Genomic DNA, 15650 nt, shown 5'->3' on the forward strand with positions numbered 1-15650 from the left:
CGCTGCGACACCCTCTTCGCCATGCTCCGCGATGGCAGCCTCTACCACCCCAAAACACCCCAAACCCCTTGACGAACAACATAGGGACACTCTCAGATCCTGCAGCAAAACGCCAAACGCTCTCTCACACGTCACCCCCACTGCGGGGCGGCGTGTGAGGGAGCGTCGGCAGGAGGTACGACGGCGTCACGCGGGGCAGCCTTTCGGCCCACCGCAGGCGCCCCTCCCCCGGGAAACCGGGCCGCCGCCGTCGTCCGCTCCCCAAAAGCGTGCCCTGCGTGACGCCGGCCGGGCCCTGCCCCGTGGTCGTCCTGCCGCTTAAACCGAAACGCTCTATCACTCTCCTAAAGAAAGTGATAGAGCGTTTCGGTTAAAGCGGCATTAAGTGAGAGCGTTTCTAGGGGAGGACGAGCTCGCCGTCCACGCGGCGCGGGATGCCCAGCGGGTTGCTTTCGCGCAGTGCCGGGTGCAGCACGGCTTCCGGGGCATCCTGGTAGGCGACGGGACGCTGGAAGCGGCGGACCGCCGTCGCCCCTACCGAGGTGAACAGGGACGTGGTGGCCGGGTACGGGCCGCCGTGCTGCTGGGCCCAGTTCACTGCCACGCCCGTGGGCCAGCCGTCGAAGAGGACCCTGCCGGCCAGGCCTGACAGCTGCTCCACAAGCTCCGCGACGTCCTCGCCCGGCTGGGCGTGGACGGTGGCGGTCAGGCTGCCGGGAACATTGGCCAGGACGGCTGAGAGTTCTTCCTGGTCCGTGTATTCGATCAGCAGTGTGGTGGGGCCGAAGCACTCCTCCAGCAATTCGTCCGGGCGTTCCAGGACGTTTGCGGCAGAGGTGGAGAACACCACGGGTGCGGCGCCGTCGCGGGTGGCATCCTGGTCCGCGGTGCCGCTGACGATGGTCACGTCGGGCAGCGAAGCCACGCTCCGCAGGCCGTCGGGGTAGGCGTCGGAAATCCGGCTTGTGAGCATGGCCGCCGTCGGCTTGTCCTTGCTGGCTTCCGCCAGCTCGGCGGCGAAATTGGTGCCTGCCGGGATGAAGACCAGGCCGGGCTTGGTGCAGAACTGGCCGGCTCCCATGGTGAACGAGGCTGCGAGGCCCGCCGCGAGCTGGCCGGAACGCTCGGCCAGGGCGGCCGCGGTGATGACCACCGGGTTCAGGCTGCCGAGCTCGCCGTAGAACGGGATGGGGTCCGGACGGGAAACCGCGAGGTCAAACAGTGCCCGGCCGCCGGGGATGGATCCGGTGAAGCCCACGGCCTTGATGGCGGGATCCTGCACGAGGGCAGTTCCCACCTCGCGGCCGCTCACCAGGGCAAACAGGCCTTCGGGGGCTCCTGCGGCCCGCAGGGCTTCGGTGACCACCTCGGCCGTCCGTTCGGACAATTTCAGGTGGCCCGAGTGGGCCTTGACGATGACGGACGAGCCAACCGCCAGGGCGGACGCGGTGTCGCCGCCGGCCACCGAGAATGCGAACGGGAAGTTGGAGGCGGAGAAGACGGCTACCGGACCGATCGGGCGAAGGATACGGCGCAGGTCCGGCTTGGGCGGCGTGGCGGACGGGTCAGCGTGGTCGATGACGGCTTCAAGGTAGGAGCCTTCGGTGATGACGCGGGCGAACAGCCGCAGCTGCCCGGACGTGCGGGCCACCTCGCCGGTCAGCCGGACGCTGCCGAGGCTGGTCTCCGAATCGGCGATCTCCACCAGTTCGGCCACATTGGCGTCCAGGGCGTCGGCGACGGCGTTAAGCCAGCCTGCGCGCTCGGCGTCGGACGCGGCGGCCGCGATGGAGGCGGCACGGGTGGCCGCCGCCGTGAGCTCGGAAAGTGAAAGGGTTGCAGTAGTCACTGGAGTACCTGTATTTCGTCGGGAGGTGTCGTATCTGCGGTCATAGGATCTGCATCAGGCTGGATCCATCAGGATGAGGGTGCGTCCGTGAAGCGGAAGCCAAGTCCCGGCTGGTCCGTGAGGGTCAGGCGGCTGTTGCTGAAGCGGACCGGTGACGGCCCGGCCAGGATGCCCAGCTGCCCGAAGGACGCGTCCTCCACGTCCTCCACCAGAGTGGGTTCCGCCAGCGTGAGGGCCAGCTGCCCGGACAGCTCCGGCAGCAGGTGCGGCATCACGCGGATGCTGTTGGTCCGCGCCAGCTCCACAATCCGCCGGAACGGCGTGATGCCGCCGACCCGGATGATGTTGGGCTGGATGATGTCCACCGCCTCCGCCTCAATGAAGTCGCGGAAGCGGTAGATGGTGTGCAGGTTTTCGCCCAGGGCGATGGGCACGGGTGAATGCTTCCGGAGCCTGCGGTAGGCCCAGAGGTCGTCGGCGCGGATGGGCTCTTCGAGCCATTCCAGCCCGTATTCCGCCAGGACGTCCAAGGCCTTGAAAGTGGTGGGCAGGTCCCAGCGCTGGTTGGCGTCGATCATCAGCTTGCGGTCCGGGCCGAGCACGGACCGGACGGCCGCCACGCGCGCGGCGTCCTCGCGGATGTCGGGCTTGCCCACCTTGATCTTGACTGACGTGTGCCCGGCGGCGACCCAGCGTTCGGTCTGGGCCACCAGCTCCTCCAGCGTGTAGTGCAGGTTCACGCCGGAACCGTACACCTCCGCGGACTCCTGCCGCTGGCCCAGCAACCCGGTGACGGACGTCTGCGCGCGGCGGGCCTGGAGGTCCCAGAGGGCGAGGTCGACGCCGGCCATGGCGATGGTGGTCAGTCCCCCGCCGCCGGCTTCATGCAGCCGCTTCCACAACGCATCCCACACCGTCTCGGGATGGGCGGGCAGCCCCGTAACGAACGGTGCGATGTCGTGGTCGAGGAGGGCCTTGACGGCCTGCGGGCCGATGGTGGGCGTCCACGAAAAACCGTGCCCCGCGCCGCCGTCGTCCGTCTGGATCTCCGTGACGATCACATGGTTTTCCGGCGCGTCCGCTCCCCAGCTGCGCCGCAGCGGCACAGTCAGGAGTCGGGTGGTGAGTCCGGTGATGCGCGGCGCGGTCCGGACGGCTTCGACGGCGGGCGCACTCATCAGCGGCCGGCCAGCTCGTAGCCCTTGGCCAGGATGGACTTCAGCTGGACCAGCTGGTCCTCGGTTGGGTCCACCAGCGGCGGGCGGACGCCCCCAACAGCCAGTCCGCCGAGCCGCAGGCCGGCCTTGATCAGCGAGACGCCGAAGCCGGGGGTCTGGTCCCGGAGCCGCACCAGCGGAGCGTAGAAGCCCTCCAGCAGGGCGTTGCGGCGCTCCTCGTCCCCGGACATGTAGGCGTCGTAGTACGCCTTGGCGATCTCCGGTGCCATGGCGAATGCCGCCGAGGAGTAGAGCGGGATGCCCAGTCCGCGGTAGGCGCCCTGGGTCAGTTCGGCGGTCAGCAGGCCGTTGAAGAAGGCGAAGTCCTCGCGTCCGGTGGCGCGGACGGCGGAGACGATCTCCTGGGCCAGGCCGACGTCGCCGAGTCCGTCCTTGAAGCCGATCACCTTGGGGTTGGCGGCGAGCCGTGCCATGGAAGCGGCGGTGAACTTGGCGTTGCCGCGGTGGTAGACGATCACGGGGAGGCTGCTGGCGTCCGCAATTGCCTCAATGTAGGCCACCAGTCCGTCAGTGGGTCCGGTGACCAGGTACGGCGGCAGGACGAGGAGTGCGTCGGCACCGGCTTCCTCGGCAACCCGGGCGGCCGCCAGGGCGTGGCCCAGCGGTCCGCCGGCTCCGGCCACCACGGGAACCTTGCCTGCCACAACCTCGACGGCGGCGGTCACCACGGTGCGCACCTCATCGATGCTCAGGGCGTGGAACTCGCCGGTGCCGCAGGCGGGGAACACGCCGCCGGGCCCGAACGGAAGCCGCGAATCAATGTGCTCCTTGAGGAGCTCCACATCCACGGCGCCTTCCGGCGTAAACGGGGTGACGGGGAAAAACAGTACGCCGTCGAATTTCATAGTGTCTCCTTGGATCCGGCTCCGGCTGTGACCAGTGCGGCGGATGTCTCGTCGTTGAGGTTGGTGTTGGTTTTCAGTTCGGTCCGCCAGCTGCGCTTGGGCTCCCAGCCCAGCAGTTCGCGGGCCTTGGCGATGGAGAAGGCCGGGCTGGTGCCGGTCAGTCCGGCGGCCAGGGCGTCGCTGCCGGGCAGGAAGCGCGGCATCAGTTCGGCCAACGGTGCCGTGGCCAGGGCGTCCGCGGCTCCGACGAAGAAGGTTTCCCCGTTGGGGATGGAGTCCATCTTCTGCAGGAGCACGTCCAGGAACTCGGCCACGTCACGGGCGTCCACGTAGTTGAACAGCGCCGGGGCTGACAGGGCAGGGTCGGCCAGGCGTTCGGCCACGGTGTGGCCCTGCTGGGTTGGCGCGCCTTCCCATTCCTCCGGCGAGATGACGTAGCAGGGCCGGAAGGCGGCGTAGCGGATCTTCTCCCCCTGCGCTGCGGCGAACATCTCCACGGTCTGTTCGGCGATCAGCTTGGACAGCGCGTAGGCATTCCACGGCTTCGGCGTGGTGCGCTCATCCAGCGGGAAACTGTCCGGCAGCCATCCGGCGGGGCAGCCGTAACCCAGTGCGGTGGGGCTGCTGGCCGTGACAATCTTGCCGATGCCCAGTTCCGTGGCGGCGCTGATGACAGCGAACGCCAGGCGGGTGTTGGTGCCGAAGATAATCTCTTCGGGGGCACTGAAGGGCACGGCGATCGCGGCGAGGTGGATGACGGCGTCGGGCTGGGTTTCGCGGAGGAGGCGCAAGGCCTCTCCCGGGGCCAGCAGGTCGCCGGTTTCCTGCACGACGCCGGCCGGCAGCTGGTCCGCCGGGATGGCGTCGCGGTCCACGGAGATGACCTCGTGGCCCGCCTGGGCGAGCCCGGCCACCACGCTGCGCCCCAGCCGGCCGGAGCCGCCGGTGACAAAGATCCTGCTCATGATTGGTCCTTTAGGTTTTCAGGGCCGCGGGCTATGCGCCGCGGCGAAGATCGGCGCCGAGGTCCAGGTCCTCGATGCGGACGGGCAGGGAAGATTCCAGCGAGCGGTTGCCGGCAATGCCCACGGACACGGAACGCAGGCCGTCGAGGTAGCCGGACGGCCGGCCCAGCGGGTCCTCGCCGGGACCGTTGAAGAGGTCGGAGAGAAGGAGCTCGTCGCCGCCGCCGTGCCCGCCTTCGCCGTTGACGATCGGCACCTCGTAGGCGGGCTCCCAGTGGCGCTGGACCACGAGGCGTTCGCCGTTGCGCCGGATGGCGTCTTCCTCTTCGATCGGCGTGGCGCTGGGGTCAACCACGGTCTTCTTGTCGGTGCTGCTCAGGACCGCGGCGCGTTCCACCACTTCCAGCTCGGCCCGGCCTTCGGTGCCGTTGACCGACACGCGGTAGCCTTCCCACGGGCTGTGTGCGTTCAGGGAGTAGCTCAGGCGCGGGCCGCCCTGGTACTCCACCACGAGTGCCAGGTTGTCCTCGATGGTGATGCCGCCGGTGAAGACGTCCTGGTCGCGGCGGTAGCCGTCGTAGTGCTCGTTGTCCAGGAAGAGGGCCTTGAGGCGCTCATCGTCACGGAGGTCCAGCGCAAAGGGGTCCTTTTCGGCACGTGCCGGAGTACCGGCGTCGGGCGTTCCGCGTTCCGGACGGGGGCCGAGGCCGCGCTCGGCGGCGTTCTTGTCGCCGTAGAACTTCAGGCCGCCGGAGGCGAAGACACGCTCGGGGACATCGTTGATCCACCAGTTGACCAGGTCGAAGTGGTGGGATGCCTTGTGGATCAGCAGGCCGCCGGAGTTCTTCTTTTCGCGGTGCCAGCGGCGGAAGTAGTCGGCACCGTGGACGGTGTCCAGGACCCAGCTGAAGTCGATGGAGGTGACCTTGCCGATCACGCCGCTCTGGATGATTTCCTTCAGGGCGCTGTTGCGCGGTGAGTAGCGGTAGTTGAAGGTGACCACGACGTTCCGGCCGGTCTCTTCCACGGCCTTGGTGATGCGGCGGCAGCCTTCGGCGTCGATGGTGAGGGGCTTTTCAACAACGACGTCGGCGCCCGCCTCGAGTGCCTCGACGATGTAGTCAGCGTGGGTGTAGTCCGGCGTGGTCACCACAACGCGGTCAATGTTGTTGCCCTGGATGAAGGCGGTGAGGCCTGCCGGGTCGAACGAGGCGACGGGGCCCGGGGCCCCGAGTTCCTGGATGAGCTTCTGGTAGAACTCCACGCGGCCGGGGTTGACGTCGGAGAAGGCCACCAGTTCCGCGGTGTCCGCGTGCTTGCCGAAGATGGCGCGGATGTACATCTCGGAGCGGCCGCCGGTGCCGATCAGTGCGATGCGTGCCTTGGTGCCCTTGCCCGGCTCCGGGGCGGCTGCGGTGCCGGGCAGCGGAGCGGACGTGAAGGCGGCGGTAGCAGAACTCGATTCGGCTGTGTTGACCATGAGGGTCCCTTTCGAAGGCTCAATACTCGGCCGGAGGGCGGCCGTTCGTGGTGGTGCATTGCGTAGTTTTCGGAACATCACCGAGAAAGCGTTTTCTCAGAAGCGTTATATGATTTGTACCAAGAGCATGCAGCCCGCGTCAACCATTATCCTTCTAATGAGAAAGCGTTTTCTAAGTTGGTGCCCGCAATGCCGTCCCTTCGGCGGCAGCGGATTGCCCTGCCGGCCATAGAAATCGCTTTCCGGGGGCGTTATATGCTTTTTCTCACGACACCGCCATCTGCCGGAATCATCGCCAGCCCTCTGGCGGCAGAATGGCCCGAGGGACCTACGAAAGGCAGACCATGGTCAGGAGATCGGCAACCGGCAGGATCGGCATCGCGGATGTTGCCGTCAAGGCCGGGGTTTCGCATGCCACGGTTTCGCGGGTGATGAACGGAAACTTCACCGTGGATCCGGAGATCGCCGCGCGCGTCCGCGCAGCGGCAGCGGAACTGAAGTACCAGCCCAACCCGGTGGGCCGCAGCCTCGCGCTGGGCAAGACGGACACTATCGGCATTGTGGTCCCGGACCTGGCCAACCCCACCTTCCAGGCCATCCTGCGCGGATTGAGCCGGGCGGCGGCGCAGGACGGCTACCGGGTGCTGATCGCCGATTCCTTCGAGGTCTCCAGCGAGGAAGCGATCCTGGCGGGTGAGGCCCGCCGCCGGTGCGACGGCCTGGTCCTCTGCGCGCCCCGCATGAGCGATGCCGAACTGGAAGAGATTGTGCCCTCCCTGCATCCGCTGGTGCTGATCAACAGGACCACCACCGCGGCCGACGTTCCGAGCCTCGTGGTGGACTACGGGCAGGGCGTCCAGGACCTCGCCGGGCACCTGGTGGACCTGGGCCATACGCGCCTGGCATTCCTCGCCGGCCCGCCCCGCAGCGCTTCCAACGGGCTCAGGCTCCAGGGCCTGGAGGCCTTCAAGGCCGGGCACCCGCACGTGGAGGTCCTGATGCTCGAAGGCGGCTCGGACTTCGATACCGGGCACGAAGCAGTGGACGCCGTGCTGGACAGCGGCGCCACGGGCATCCTCGCGTTCAACGACCTCGTGGCCATGGGCCTGATGAGCGGGCTCCACGAGCGGGGGGTGGACGTTCCCGGCGACATCTCCGTCACGGGCTTCGACGATATTCCGTTCGCCCGCTACACCACTCCCACGCTCACCACTGCCGCCGTGCCCATCACCGAGCTTGGCCAGCAGGCCTGGCGCCAGATGCGCGCCCTCATCCGCAAGGAAGAGAATGACGCCCCGGGCAGCCGCTACCAGCCGCGCCTGGAGATCCGGGCCAGCAGCGGGCCGGCCAAGGCGCCACGCACCGCCGCGCACGGCTGACACGCATCTAGGGGTGCCGCACGCCGGCCTCGCGGTAGTAGCCCTCGATGTGCGAGGCGACGAGCCTGGCTGCGCGTTCGCCGTCGTCGTTCCTGATGGCGTCCAGGATTTCGTGGTGCTCCGACCTTAGCCGCACCGCAGTCGCATCCCAGTCCGGGAGGTTGGCGGTCAGCCGGGACGCGTAGCCGGTGATGGATTCGCGCAGGGAGCCCATCATGGCGCTGACCACGGCATTGCCTGCGGCGTCGGCCAGGGCAAGGTGGAAGCGGACGTCCAGCGCGAGGAAATCATCCACCGCTATCCCGTCGGCGTCCATTTCCGCCAGGAGCCGGGCGGCCCCGGTGAGCTCCGGCGAATCGGGCCGGGCATGCGACGCCGCCCAGGATTCCAGCAGGACACGGGTCTGGACGATGTCGGACACCGGGAGGTGCTGGGTGGCCACGTGGAGCCGCAGCGCCGAGCCGAGCGCCGCCGTCGGATCTGAAATCACCACGGTTCCCGCCTCAGGGCCGGAGCCGACGCCGGCACGGACAACGCCCATGGCCTCCAGGATGCGGATCGCCTCGCGCACCGATGTACGGGAGACCTGCAGCTGCTCGGCAAGGGTCCGTTCGGCGGGCAGCCGTCCGCCAACTGCCAGCTTGCCTTCGGAGAGCTGGCCCTCGATCCAGTGCAGGACAAGCTGGTGGGTACGCATACCGCCATCCTACTTGATGTGGTTGGACCACATGCCCTAGAGTGTGGTTAGACCACAGGCGCGGACCCGTAGTTTCCGTGTCGAAAAGCTGTCCGGCCCACCAACGGAGGAAGCCATGACCCACACGATCCAGCCGAACAATCCCGAGACCACGCCGGCTCAGGACGCCACGGATGTTCCGGCCTCCGCCGCGTCCGCGCCGCGTCCCGCCGCTGCGTCGGCTGTGCCGGCTGCGCTGAAGCGCCGCATCCCGAAGTACGCGGACCTCGCCCCGCTGATGCAGTTCAAGAAGCCCGAGTTCAGCAAGGAAGCCCGGCTCAAGCGCGCCAGCACCATCTGGGAACTGCGCGACATCGCCAAGCGCCGCACCCCGCAGGCACCCTTCGACTACACCGACGGCGCCGCCGAAGCCGAAATCACCCTGCGCCGCGCCCGCGAAGCCTTCCTGGACATCGAATTCCGGCCCGGGATCCTGCGCAACGTCTCCCAGATCGACCTGACCACCGACATCCTGGGCAAGTCCTCCCGGCTGCCCGTGGGCATCGCCCCCACTGGCTTCACCCGCATGATGCAGTCCGAAGGAGAGTACGCCGGCTCGCAGGCGGCCGAAGCCGCCGGCATCCCCTACACGCTCTCCACCATGGGCACCGCCTCCATCGAGGACGTGGCCGCCGCCGCCCCGAACGGCCGCAACTGGTTCCAGCTGTACCTGTGGACGGACCGCGACCGCTCGCTGGAACTGATCGAGCGCGCCGCCAAAGCCGGCAACGACACCCTGATGGTCACCGTGGACACCGCCGTCGCCGGCGCCCGCCTCCGCGACGTCCGCAACGGCATGACCATCCCGCCGGCACTGACCATCAAGACCGTCCTGGATGCGTCCTACCGCCCCGCCTGGTGGTTCAACTTCCTCACCCACGAGCCGCTGACCTTCGCCTCGCTGTCCCGCTACACGGGCACTGTGGCCGACCTGATCAACTCGATGTTCGACCCCACCCTCACGTTCGAGGACCTCGACTGGCTGCGCGAAACCTGGAAGGGCAAGCTGGTGGTCAAGGGCATCCAGACCGTTGAGGACGCCCGCAAGGTGGTGGACCACGGCGCCGACGGTGTGGTGCTCTCCAACCACGGCGGCCGCCAGCTGGACCGCGCACCCATCCCGTTCCACCTGCTGCCCGACGTCAAGGAAGCCTTCACCAAGGACAACTCGGACGCAGCAATCATCCTGGACACCGGCATCATGAGCGGCGCGGACATCGTCGCAGCCCTGGCCCTCGGCGCCGACTTCACGCTGATCGGCCGCGCGTACCTGTACGGCCTCATGGCCGGCGGCCGCGCCGGCGTGGACCGCGCCATCCAGATCCTGGAGAAGGACATGGCCCGCACCATGGCACTGCTGGGCGTCAGCAAGATCTCCGAGCTGACCCCGGACCACGTGCGCCTGCTCAACAAGTAGCACCCACCCCAACCAGGTACTGCTAACAGTCGTTATGGACCCTTAGCGGTGCCTGGTTGGGTTTAACGGGGCTACTTCTTGCGGCCGAACTTCGGGAGGTTCGGGAGGTTGGCCAGAAGATCGGCGGCCTTGGTTGCTGCGCGGCCAACGGTCCGGCCGATCTGCTGCGGCACGGTGTCGTCGCTGAGCGGGGCCGCGGTGCCGCCGGGAATCACGACGGCCGGACTCAGCTCGGCGTCCTCGCGGGCCAGGACGGCGGCAACGGCTGCGTCGTCCGGCACCGGGGTAGCGGCGGCGCGTTCGCTGCCGGCTTCCGCGCCGGGAGCCCCGGCTGCCTTTGCGGCGGCTGCCGGGCCGATGTCGAACGTTTCCAGCCAGCTGACGATCCCTTCGAGCGGCTTGGGGTTGAGCGCGTAGTAGCGCTTCTGGCCCTGCGCGCGCATGCTGACCAGCTGCGCCTCACGCAGGACTTTGAGGTGCTTGGAAATGGTGGGCTGGCTCGCGTCCAGTTCCTCCACCAGCTCCCCTACGGCCTTGTCCCCGGCACGCAAGGATACGAGGATGTCGCGCCGGGTTGCTTCCGCAATGACGGCAAATACGTCGTCTGTCACCATGCCTCCCACCCTAGCGACATATACGCCGAAAGGCATCAACTATTTCGGCCCGTATCCGAACGCCATTGCCCCTCGTCCCGTGCGGTGCTAGAACGGTTTCACGGTTGCCCGGGCTGTCCGGCGGTGGCCGCTCAGAGGTGAGGGGTGGGTGGTTATGGATTTCCTGCGCCAGCAACTGTTCAACATCATCGCGTTCGTCTTCCTGGGCCTCTTTGTGGCGGTCTGGGGCTCCGTGCTGCTGCGCGTCGGATTCTGGGTGCCTGACGGACGGACCCTGGCGCCGCCCCTGAACGGAGCACTGGTCACAGCCGCCGGGGTGCTGGCCACATCACTCAGTTCACTCACCGCCTCTGCACTGGGGTTCACCATCGCCGAGGTCCGCCGCGACGAGCGCGACAAGGAGGCCCGGCGGCCCCAGGGATCCGGTGCGCCAGGCGCCGCCGTGGCATTCAATCCGTCCGAAGTTACCGCAAGGCTGTCCGGACGGATCGTCGCGGCCGTGGTGGTCTACCTCGCGGTGGGGCTGCTGGTGCTGCTGCTGTGGCTGGTCAAGGGAACGGCGTCCACGGACCTGATCGGGGCGTTCGCCCTATCGCTGCTGGGCTGGCTAATCGGTGCGGCCGGGGTGGTGTTCCAGACGGAGAAGCCCACCACCTGACCGGCAGCGGTGGCATTTCAGTCGAACCAGGGGTCCAGGCCGTGCAGCGGGAAAACGGCCTTGCGGGTGGCCATGACCGTGCGGTCCACGGCGTCGTTGGGGTCGAAGCCCACTTCCCAGGACCGCCACCAGAGCTCCACGTCATCGCCCATCAGCCCGGGCGTTGCTGCGCCGAATTTCTCGTCAACGTACGCGCGCCAGTCCTCCGGCACCGGGGTCCGCAGCGGTACCGGGCGGCCGGCGGCGATGGCGATCAGGTGGCTCCAGGACCGCGGCACCACGTCCATCACGTTGTACCCGCCGCCCCCGGTGGCGATCCAGCGGTTGGCGCAGTGGCGCGCGGCGAGGTTCCCGACGGCGGTGGCCGCCTCGCGCTGGCCGTCCACGCTGAGGTTCAGGTGCGTCAGCGGATCCGTGCGGTGTGAATCGCAGCCGTGCTGGCTCACGATCACCTCGGGCGCGAACGCACCGATCAGCTGCGGGACCACGGCATGGAACGCCCGCAGCCAGCCGGCATCCCCCGTGCCGGAGGGCAGCGCCACGTTGACGGCACTCCCCTCCGCCTGCGGGCCGCCGATCTCGTTCGCGAAGCCGGTTCCCGGGAACAGGGTCAGCCCGCTTTCGTGCAGGGAGATGGTGAGGACGCGGGGGTCGTCCCAGAAGATGCTTTCCGTCCCGTCGCCGTGGTGCGCGTCGACGTCGATGTACGCCACGCGCCGGATGCCGCCGTCGAGCAGTCTTTGGATGGCCAGGGCCGAGTCGTTGTAGATGCAGAAGCCGCTGGCCCGGTCGCGGGCCGCGTGGTGCATGCCGCCGCCGAAGTTCACCGCGTGCAGCGCGGACCCGTCCAGGATGGCAACAGCCGCAAGGAGCGAACCGCCGGCCAGGCGCGCGGCGGCCTCGTGCATGCCGGCGAAGGCGGGATCGTCCTCGGTGCCCAGTCCCCTGGATTCGTCAGGTGTGGCCGGGTCCTCGCTGACCCTGCGGACCGCTGCAACGAAGTCCGGCGAATGCACAGTCTCAAGTTCGGCATCGGATGCCACGTCCGGAGCTTCCACCGCTACATGCGGGAGGTCCAGCAGGCCAAGGCTGCGCGCGAGGCGGGCCGTCAGGTCCATCCGTTCGGGAGCCATGGGGTGGCCGGGGCCGAAGTTGTACGCGGTCATGGCGGAATTCCACACCACCGTCGTTGGCGGCGCGGGCTGGCTGAGACCGGGCAGGAATGTCATCAATCACAGGCTACCCGAGCACGCCGCCCGCCCGGCCCGGCCATTACGCGCGCATTAGTGGTTTACTACTGAAGGAAACAGTTTCAACCGAGGAAAAGCCACCCCATGACGCAACGCCAGTCGAGGCCCCGGAACCCGGCCAGCTGGCACCCCGCCGCACCGGAGCGCGAAGGCCTGTGGATCTTCACCAGGCTGCGGGACTTCATTGACGACATCGCCAACACCTCCCCTGCCCGTCTGGCCCTGAGCGCGTTCGCCGCCGTCTGCCTCGTCTTCACGTTCCTCCTGTCACTTCCGGTCTCGTCGGCCACGGGCGCGGCAACGCCGCTGCACCAGGCGCTGTTCACCGCGGTGTCCGCAGTGTGCGTCACGGGCCTGACGGTTGTGTCGACGGCGGTGCACTGGTCCTTCTTCGGCCAGCTGGTCATCCTGGTGGGCATCTTCGTGGGCGGCCTGGGAACCCTGACGCTCGCCTCGCTGCTGGCCCTGATGGTGAGCAAGAAGCTGGGGGTGCGCGGCAAGCTGATCGCCCAGGAAGCCATGAACAACGCCGGCCGCCTGGGCGAGGTGGGTACGCTGCTGCGGATCGTCATCACCACCTCCGTGGTGATCGAGGGCGTCCTTGCCCTGACGCTGATCCCCCGCTTTATGACCCTCGGCGAACCGTTCTGGCAGTCGGTATGGCACGGCATCTTCTACTCGATTTCGTCCTTCAACAACGCCGGTTTCACGCCGCACTCGGACGGCATCGTGCCCTACGAGACTGACCTGTGGATCCTCATTCCGCTGATGCTCGGCGTCTTCCTGGGCAGCCTGGGCTTCCCGGTGGTGATGGTGCTGCAGCAGAACGGGCTGAACTGGAAGAAATGGAACCTGCACACCAAGCTGACCATCCAGGTGTCGTTCATCCTGCTGGCGGCCGGGACCGTGCTGTGGGGACTGATGGAGTGGGACAACGCCCGGACCATCGGGCACATGGACCTGGGTGACAAGATCACCCACTCACTGTTCGCCTCAGTCATGACCCGGTCCGGCGGATTCAACCTCGTGGACCAGAACCACATGGAATCCACCACCATGCTGCTGACCGACGCCCTGATGTTCGCCGGCGGCGGCTCGGCCTCCACAGCCGGCGGCATCAAGGTCACCACCATCGCCGTCATGTTCCTTGCCATCGTGGCCGAGGCCCGCGGCGACGCGGACGTCAAGGTCTACGGCCGGACCATCCCGCAGGGCACCATGCGCGTGGCCATCTCCGTGATCGTGGCCGGCGCAACCTTGGTCTCCGTCTCCGCGTTCCTGCTCCTGCAGATCAGCGGCGCGTCCCTGGACCGTGTGCTCTTCGAAACCATTTCAGCCTTCGCCACCGTGGGGCTGAGCACCAACCTCAGTGCCGAGCTGCCGCCGTCGGGCGTTTATGTCCTCACTGCCCTGATGTTCGCGGGCCGCGTGGGCACCGTTACGCTTGCAGCTGGCCTGGCCCTGCGCCAGCGCAGCCAGCTGTACCACTACCCGGAAGAGAGGCCCATCATTGGCTAATTCCTCAGGCGCGCCCAACCGGCCCGCCCACAACGCGCCGGTCCTGGTGATCGGGCTGGGCCGGTTCGGCTCCTCCACCGCCGAGCAGCTGGTCAAGCAGGGCCGCGAAGTGCTCGCGATCGAACGCGACCGCTCCCTGGTCCAGAAGTGGGCTCCGCTCTTGACGCACGTGGTGGAAGCCGACGCCACCAACATCGATGCGCTGCGCCAGTTGGGCGCGCAGGAGTTCAGCTCCGCCGTTGTGGGCGTGGGCACATCCATTGAATCCTCGGTACTGATCACGGTGAACCTGGTGGACCTGGGCATCGAGCATCTGTGGGTGAAGGCGATCACGCCGTCGCACGGCAAGATCCTCACCCGGATCGGCGCCAACCACGTGATCTACCCCGAGGCCGACGCCGGCGTCCGCGCCGCGCACCTGGTCTCCGGGCGCATGCTCGACTTCATCGAGTTCGACGACGACTTCGCCATTGTGAAGATGTACCCGCCGCGCGAAACGGTGGGCTTCACGCTGGACGAGTCCAAGGTCCGGTCCAAGTACGGGGTCACGATTGTGGGCGTGAAGTCACCGGGCGAGGACTTCACGTATGCCCGGCCGGAGACCAAGGTTTCCGCGCGCGACATGCTGATCGTGTCCGGCCACGTGGACCTGCTGGAACGGTTCGCCGCGCGGCCGTAATCCCTAACTAGCTGAGCTGTTTGGTGATCTCCGCGGCACGGTCCGCGGCGGCCCGGGCACCGGCGGCGATGATTCCGGGAATGCCCCGGTCATCAAACGTGGCAATGGCGCGTTCCGTGGTGCCGTTGGGGCTGGTGACGGCCTTGCGCAGGGCTGAGGGATCGGCACCGGGCTCTGCGAGCATAAAGCCAGCCCCTGCCACGGTCTCCCGGGCCAGGAGCAGGGACAGTTCGGGGTCAAGGCCCAGCTCCACGCCCGCGGCTGCCATGGCCTCCGCAAGATAAAACGCATAGGCCGGCCCGGAGCCGCTGATGGCCGAGAGCGCGTCCACCTGGTCCTCGGGCACCTCCACCACTGTTCCGGCCGCCTTGAGGATGTCCTTGGCCAGCTGGAGCTGTTCTGGTGAGCAGTTGGTGCCCGGGGAGACGGACACGACGCCGCGGCCCAGTTTGGCAGGGGTGTTGGGCATGGTCCGGATGACCGGCTGGCCGGCCGGCAGGGCCGCTTCCAGCTGCGCGATCGACACCGCCGCCGCAACGCTCACAACGATGGTCGTCGGCGACAGTGAGCCGCTGATCTCCTTCGCGAGGTCGGCGATGCCCACCGGTTTGACGCCCAGGATGACGACGGCGGAGCCCTTCGCCGCCTGCTTGTTGTTGTCCGGTTCCTCTTCGCCGGCGATGGCCGTGATCCCGTGGTGGCGCGACGCCAGTTCGGCCGCGCGCTCTGCCCGCCGGACGGTGGCCACGATGTCGGCGGGGTCGGTGCCGCCGTCGATCAGGCCACCCAGGATGGCTTCGTTCATGGATCCACAGCCAAGGAAGGCGATTCGGTTGCTCATGGATCCATCATGGCAGTTCGAACGCGCGGCTGCCCAAACAGCCAGTGAACGGACGACGGCGGAACTCGCCCGCAGCGATTCACAGCGGACTCCCATGTTCGACGCAGGTCGCTCACAAGTTCGGGTCCTAACGTAGTTATTACCTCATTGAGGGTGCGAGTGATGCGGCAAGCATGGGGAT

Annotated in this window: 14 protein-coding genes; 5 read left to right on the forward strand and 9 right to left on the reverse strand. The window is 67.7% G+C overall.

Features of this window, described 5'->3' with window-relative positions; genetic code table 11:
• Positions 1-397 precede the first annotated feature (397 nt).
• The 5 genes from J2X42_RS21445 to J2X42_RS21465 all read right to left on the reverse strand — a co-directional run bounded on the left by J2X42_RS21445 (position 398) and on the right by J2X42_RS21465 (position 6377).
• Entirely contained in the window at positions 398-1849 is a 1452-nt protein-coding gene (locus tag J2X42_RS21445; RefSeq protein ID WP_310167984.1) for an aldehyde dehydrogenase (NADP(+)), read from the reverse strand.
• A 68-nt stretch (positions 1850-1917) separates the two neighbouring features.
• On the reverse strand, positions 1918-3027 hold the full coding sequence (locus J2X42_RS21450; RefSeq protein WP_310167985.1) for a mandelate racemase/muconate lactonizing enzyme family protein: 1110 nt from the start codon (positions 3025-3027) through the stop codon (positions 1918-1920).
• Positions 3027-3932, reverse strand: a complete 906-nt coding sequence (locus J2X42_RS21455) for a 5-dehydro-4-deoxyglucarate dehydratase (RefSeq protein WP_310167986.1) — start codon at positions 3930-3932, stop codon at positions 3027-3029. Before J2X42_RS21455 ends, J2X42_RS21450 begins: the two co-directional genes overlap by 1 nt.
• Positions 3929-4897: an NAD(P)-dependent oxidoreductase gene (locus J2X42_RS21460; protein WP_310167988.1), complete on the reverse strand. Its 969-nt coding sequence runs from the start codon at positions 4895-4897 to the stop codon at positions 3929-3931. The genes J2X42_RS21455 and J2X42_RS21460 overlap by 4 nt, the downstream gene beginning before the upstream one ends.
• A gap of 31 nt (positions 4898-4928) precedes the next feature.
• The gene (locus J2X42_RS21465; RefSeq protein ID WP_310167989.1) at positions 4929-6377 is read right to left on the reverse strand and encodes a Gfo/Idh/MocA family oxidoreductase; all 1449 of its coding nucleotides are present in this window, start codon (positions 6375-6377) and stop codon (positions 4929-4931) included.
• A gap of 344 nt (positions 6378-6721) precedes the next feature.
• Here J2X42_RS21465 and J2X42_RS21470 point away from each other — a divergent pair, with 344 nt between their 5' ends.
• On the forward strand, positions 6722-7756 hold the full coding sequence (locus J2X42_RS21470; RefSeq protein WP_310167990.1) for a LacI family DNA-binding transcriptional regulator: 1035 nt from the start codon (positions 6722-6724) through the stop codon (positions 7754-7756).
• Between the two features lie 7 nt (positions 7757-7763).
• On the opposite strand, the gene J2X42_RS21475 is transcribed toward J2X42_RS21470, so the two are convergent.
• Entirely contained in the window at positions 7764-8453 is a 690-nt protein-coding gene (locus J2X42_RS21475; protein WP_310167991.1) for an FCD domain-containing protein, read from the reverse strand.
• Positions 8454-8568: 115 nt separating this feature from the next.
• Between J2X42_RS21475 and J2X42_RS21480 the strand changes: the two genes are divergently transcribed.
• The gene (locus J2X42_RS21480) at positions 8569-9909 is read left to right on the forward strand and encodes an alpha-hydroxy acid oxidase (RefSeq protein WP_310167992.1); all 1341 of its coding nucleotides are present in this window, start codon (positions 8569-8571) and stop codon (positions 9907-9909) included.
• Positions 9910-9980: 71 nt separating this feature from the next.
• Here J2X42_RS21480 and J2X42_RS21485 read toward each other — a convergent pair whose 3' ends face one another.
• Complete coding sequence (locus tag J2X42_RS21485; protein ID WP_310167993.1) at positions 9981-10523, reverse strand: metalloregulator ArsR/SmtB family transcription factor; 543 nt, start codon at positions 10521-10523, stop codon at positions 9981-9983.
• A 154-nt stretch (positions 10524-10677) separates the two neighbouring features.
• On the opposite strand from J2X42_RS21485, the gene J2X42_RS21490 reads away from it, so the two are divergent.
• A complete protein-coding gene (locus tag J2X42_RS21490) occupies positions 10678-11181 on the forward strand; it encodes a hypothetical protein (RefSeq protein ID WP_310168061.1) in 504 nt (167 codons plus the stop codon).
• Between the two features lie 17 nt (positions 11182-11198).
• Here J2X42_RS21490 and J2X42_RS21495 read toward each other — a convergent pair whose 3' ends face one another.
• Positions 11199-12410, reverse strand: coding sequence for an acetoin utilization protein AcuC (locus tag J2X42_RS21495; protein ID WP_310167994.1), 1212 nt, complete (start codon positions 12408-12410; stop codon positions 11199-11201).
• A 105-nt stretch (positions 12411-12515) separates the two neighbouring features.
• On the opposite strand from J2X42_RS21495, the gene J2X42_RS21500 reads away from it, so the two are divergent.
• Together J2X42_RS21500 and J2X42_RS21505 are read left to right on the forward strand one after the other, a co-directional pair.
• Positions 12516-13949 carry a potassium transporter TrkG gene (locus J2X42_RS21500; protein ID WP_310167995.1) on the forward strand — a complete coding sequence of 478 codons (1434 nt, stop codon included), beginning with the start codon at positions 12516-12518 and terminating at the stop codon, positions 13947-13949.
• Positions 13942-14628, forward strand: coding sequence for a TrkA family potassium uptake protein (locus J2X42_RS21505; protein ID WP_310167996.1), 687 nt, complete (start codon positions 13942-13944; stop codon positions 14626-14628). The genes J2X42_RS21500 and J2X42_RS21505 overlap by 8 nt, the downstream gene beginning before the upstream one ends.
• A 7-nt stretch (positions 14629-14635) precedes the next feature.
• Here J2X42_RS21505 and proC read toward each other — a convergent pair whose 3' ends face one another.
• Positions 14636-15469: a pyrroline-5-carboxylate reductase gene (gene proC, locus J2X42_RS21510; protein ID WP_310167997.1), complete on the reverse strand. Its 834-nt coding sequence runs from the start codon at positions 15467-15469 to the stop codon at positions 14636-14638.
• Between the last annotated feature and the right edge of the window lie 181 nt (positions 15470-15650).

Source organism: Arthrobacter sp. BE255 (genome assembly GCF_031457335.1).
GTDB lineage: Bacteria > Actinomycetota > Actinomycetes > Actinomycetales > Micrococcaceae > Arthrobacter.

Coding starts and splice junctions, on each gene's coding strand:
- J2X42_RS21450 (WP_310167985.1), bottom strand. CDS start 3,027: ATGAGTGCGCCCGCCGTCGAAGCCGTCCGGACCGCGCCGCGCATCACC.
- J2X42_RS21455 (WP_310167986.1), bottom strand. CDS start 3,932: ATGAAATTCGACGGCGTACTGTTTTTCCCCGTCACCCCGTTTACGCCG.
- J2X42_RS21460 (WP_310167988.1), bottom strand. CDS start 4,897: ATGAGCAGGATCTTTGTCACCGGCGGCTCCGGCCGGCTGGGGCGCAGC.
- J2X42_RS21465 (WP_310167989.1), bottom strand. CDS start 6,377: ATGGTCAACACAGCCGAATCGAGTTCTGCTACCGCCGCCTTCACGTCC.
- J2X42_RS21470 (WP_310167990.1), top strand. CDS start 6,722: ATGGTCAGGAGATCGGCAACCGGCAGGATCGGCATCGCGGATGTTGCC.
- J2X42_RS21475 (WP_310167991.1), bottom strand. CDS start 8,453: ATGCGTACCCACCAGCTTGTCCTGCACTGGATCGAGGGCCAGCTCTCC.
- J2X42_RS21480 (WP_310167992.1), top strand. CDS start 8,569: ATGACCCACACGATCCAGCCGAACAATCCCGAGACCACGCCGGCTCAG.
- J2X42_RS21485 (WP_310167993.1), bottom strand. CDS start 10,523: ATGGTGACAGACGACGTATTTGCCGTCATTGCGGAAGCAACCCGGCGC.
- J2X42_RS21490 (WP_310168061.1), top strand. CDS start 10,678: ATGGATTTCCTGCGCCAGCAACTGTTCAACATCATCGCGTTCGTCTTC.
- J2X42_RS21495 (WP_310167994.1), bottom strand. CDS start 12,410: ATGACATTCCTGCCCGGTCTCAGCCAGCCCGCGCCGCCAACGACGGTG.
- J2X42_RS21500 (WP_310167995.1), top strand. CDS start 12,516: ATGACGCAACGCCAGTCGAGGCCCCGGAACCCGGCCAGCTGGCACCCC.
- proC (WP_310167997.1), bottom strand. CDS start 15,469: ATGAGCAACCGAATCGCCTTCCTTGGCTGTGGATCCATGAACGAAGCC.